Source organism: Mesorhizobium sp. M7D.F.Ca.US.004.03.1.1 (assembly GCF_003998635.1).
Taxonomy (GTDB): Bacteria; Pseudomonadota; Alphaproteobacteria; order Rhizobiales; family Rhizobiaceae; genus Mesorhizobium; species Mesorhizobium loti.
The window spans coordinates 1-1,313 of record NZ_RZQG01001269.1 but is presented as its reverse complement, the minus strand read 5'-3'; the positions used below and the strand labels follow the sequence as shown (position 1 = coordinate 1,313).

1 protein-coding gene is annotated in these 1,313 nt (G+C 59.6%); it reads right to left on the bottom strand.

Translation table 11 applies throughout. The annotated features are described in order from the left end of the window. Nucleotides 1-134: 134 nt before the first annotated feature. Entirely contained in the window at nt 135-320 is a 186-nt protein-coding gene (locus tag EN935_RS36230) for a hypothetical protein (protein WP_127264905.1), read from the bottom strand. Nucleotides 321-1,313 lie beyond the last annotated feature (993 nt).

Sequence of the window (1,313 nt, the reverse complement as noted above, 5' to 3'; positions counted from 1 at the left end):
GGCTGGAGGTAGGCCTAAAGCGTGCAGACGGCAGCGGCGGAAATGATTGCATGATCGAAATCCTTGCACTCGCAATGCTGCCGTACCAACCGAAAATCTCTGTTTGAAACGGCTCCGCCAAAATTCAAAATGATTCAGTGTTGCTTGACCACAACTGACCACGCACGAGCATCCACAGCGTGATGGGCAAAACCCCAATTGGCGTCGACGACAGCGCCGGGGATGGTCTCGATAAAGACATACGCGTCGGCGGTCGCCATCGTCGGAACAGCGAAAGCCGCAGCGGCAAGAAGCGAGCCGAAGGCAAACAATATCCGCATCTGTTCGCTCCAGGTTAAAAACACATTTTCAAATTGGCGGCAGACCGGTTGAAGATGGCCGGTTCCGCCAGGTCACACATTTGCCGGGAAACCTCATCGCGGTCTGTGAAACAGGCTACAGAGGCTGCAGACAGATGGCGCGACCTCGAACGGCCATCTCAAGACGTGCCGGCCACACTAAGGGTTCAGAATCTGGCGGTTGACTTTGGCCGAGCGTCCAGCCGACAACCGCGCTAGGTGACCGTGCGTGACGTTGCAATCAGCAAAATGCTGCAGGCGGCAGGCTTCTTTATTGAGGTGCCAGTCCTTCGTATTGGACCGTGCTTCTGACAACAATTGGCATGCCTTGGCCAGGCGAACCCGAAGCGCGCGCTTTTGCCATAACCCCGATGCTCGCGTGATTTTCGATGCGGTGCCGCTGGCGCGGCGCTGGCACCACGCCCCAATTGGAGCGGCCGCACTGGCGCATGGTGCCGACTATCCAGACGTGGCACTGGCGCAGGATGTCGGCGATAGGTGCGGATCGAAGAGATTAAGCCGACCGTTAAGCTCTGGGCGGCCCAGCGGTTAGGGTCGTAGGGGGACGTTTGCATCGGCGACCGCTGGGCCTGACCAGTCTAGCTAGAGGAGAGCTATGCTGGCTAGCTCGAAATATGCGCTCTCTCTAATGCAAGAGCCAGAGTGCATCGGCATGAAGGGATACTCCAAAAAGGTGTACTCACTGCGACGTCGGGCTGCTTGGCAGCCATCTGGCCACTGATGCGCGAGCGGCTAACCGCGTCCACACCACTATCTTCGCCAAAACGCCTCTGGCGGCCTCCACACCAGGTGAGGGCGTCGGGCGCTATGGGTGAGGCGCCGGGGCCCAAGCGTGCCCGAGTCGAGAGCGGCTTGGCCTTCGCTGCCAAGAGGCGAGATGGCCTCGAAGCAGAAGCCCGCATCGTGGATTCGAAGGCATGACTGGATCTGCCGTCCCGGGGGAGTGCCCATGGG